Origin of the sequence: Enterobacteriaceae endosymbiont of Donacia sparganii (assembly GCF_012569045.1) — a bacterium.
GTDB lineage: Bacteria > Pseudomonadota > Gammaproteobacteria > Enterobacterales > Enterobacteriaceae.
Window position 1 is genome coordinate 1 of the sequence record NZ_CP046196.1, and the last position, 2,228, is coordinate 2,228.

Annotated in this window: 1 protein-coding gene and 1 rRNA gene; both read left to right on the top strand. The window is 38.5% G+C overall.

The annotated features are described in order from the left end of the window. Entirely contained in the window at positions 1–480 is a 480-nt protein-coding gene (greA, locus tag GJT98_RS00005; RefSeq protein ID WP_168820644.1) for a transcription elongation factor GreA, read from the top strand. 175 nt (positions 481–655) lie between these two features. Beyond that, a 16S ribosomal RNA gene (locus tag GJT98_RS00010) occupies positions 656–2,226 on the top strand. The last annotated feature ends 2 nt before the right edge of the window (positions 2,227–2,228 follow it).

Genomic DNA, 2,228 nt, shown 5'->3' on the forward strand with positions numbered 1-2,228 from the left:
ATGATTAACCAAATTCCTATGACTTTACAAGGTATAAAAAAATTACGTAAAGAATTAATCAAATTAAAAAACATAGAAAGACCTAAAATTATTAATTTAATTATAGAAGCTAGAAAACATGGTGATTTAAAAGAAAATGCTGAATATCAATCAGCTCGTGAAGCACAAAGTTTTTGTGAAGGACGTATTAAAGAAATAGAAATTAAATTATCAAATGCTAATATAATAGATATTACAAAAATTACATATAATAATAGAATTATTTTCGGTTCTACTGTGCGTATTATAAATGTTTTAACTAATAAAATTAGTTCTTATAAAATTGTTGGTCATGATGAATCAGATTTAAAAAATAATTTAATTTCAATTAATGCTCCTTTAGCTAGAGCATTAATTGGAAAAAAAAAAAATAATATTATTAAAGTACAAACACCTAGAGGTATTATTAAATATAAAATATTAAGTATTGAATATATTTAATCTATTTTATATATAAATAAAATTTGACTTTATTAATATAAGTGAGTATATTATTAACTCTAATAAAAAAATTATCTTTTATTAAAGATAATTTTTTTGTTCTTTAATAATTTGTCAGAAAATATATGTGGGCATTCAATTTTTAGAATATTTTTATTTCGTATTATATTTTTTAAAATTGAAGAGTTTGATCATGGCTCAGATTGAACGCTGGCGGCAAGCCTAACACATGCAAGTCGAGCGGCAGCGAAATAAAGAAATTGCAAAATTTTTTTATTGTCGGCAAGCGGCGAACGGGTGAGTAATATCTGGGGATCTGCCTTTTGGAGGGGGATAACTGTTGGAAACGACAGCTAATACCGCATAATGTCTTTTTTTAAGATTAAAGTAGGGGATTTTATTTTTTATATAAAACCTTATACCATTAGATGAACCCAGATGGGATTAGCTAGTAGGTAGGGTAAAAGCCTACCTAGGCAACGATCCCTAGCTGGTCTGAGAGGATGATCAGCCACACTGGAACTGAGACACGGTCCAGACTCCTACGGGAGGCAGCAGTGGGGAATATTGCACAATGGGCGAAAGCCTGATGCAGCTATGCCGCGTGTATGAAGAAGGCCTTAGGGTTGTAAAGTACTTTCAACAAGAAAGAAAAGATAAAATCTAATATATTTTATCATTGACGTTACTTGTAAAAGAAGCACCGGCTAACTCCGTGCCAGCAGCCGCGGTAATACGGAGGGTGCGAGCGTTAATCGGAATTACTGGGCGTAAAGAGCACGTAGGCGGTTAATTAAGTCAGATGTGAAATCCCTAAGCTTAACTTAGGAACTGCATTTGAAACTAATTAGCTTGAGTTTCGTAGAGGGGGGTAGAATTCCAGGTGTAGCGGTGAAATGCGTAGATATCTGGAGGAATACCAGTGGCGAAGGCGGCCCCCTGGACGAATACTGACGCTCAGGTGCGAAAGCATGGGGAGCAAACAGGATTAGATACCCTGGTAGTCCATGCCGTAAACGATGTCGACTTGGAGGTTGTAAGCTTGACTTATAACTTTCGTAGCTAACGCGTTAAGTCGACCGCCTGGGGAGTACGACCGCAAGGTTAAAACTCAAATGAATTGACGGGGGCCCGCACAAGCGGTGGAGCATGTGGTTTAATTCGATGCAACGCGAAAAACCTTACCTGGTCTTGACATCCATGAAATTTAATAGAGATATTTTAGTGCCTTCGGGAATCATGAGACAGGTGCTGCATGGCTGTCGTCAGCTCGTGTTGTGAAATGTTGGGTTAAGTCCCGCAACGAGCGCAACCCTTATCCTTTGTTGCCATCAGTTAGGCTGGGAACTCAAAGGAGACTGCCGGTGATAAACCGGAGGAAGGTGAGGACGACGTCAAGTCATCATGGCCCTTACGACCAGGGCTACACACGTGCTACAATGGTATATACAAAGGGAAGCATCCTCGTAAGAGTAAGCGGATCTCATAAAATATATCTTAGTTCGGATTGGAGTCTGCAACTCGACTCTATGAAGTCGGAATCGCTAGTAATCGTAGATCAGAATGCTACGGTGAATACGTTCCCGGGCCTTGTACACACCGCCCGTCACACCATGGAAGTGGGTTGTAAAAGAAGTAAGTTGCTTAACCTTTTACAGGAGGGCGCTTACCACTTTGTGATTCATAACTGGGGTGAAGTCGTAACAAGGTAACCGTAGGGGAACCTGTGGTTGGATCACCTCCTTTAC

Excerpts from the sequence above, each read along its gene's own strand:
- greA (WP_168820644.1), top strand. The coding sequence starts at position 1 with ATGATTAACCAAATTCCTATGACTTTACAAGGTATAAAAAAATTACGT.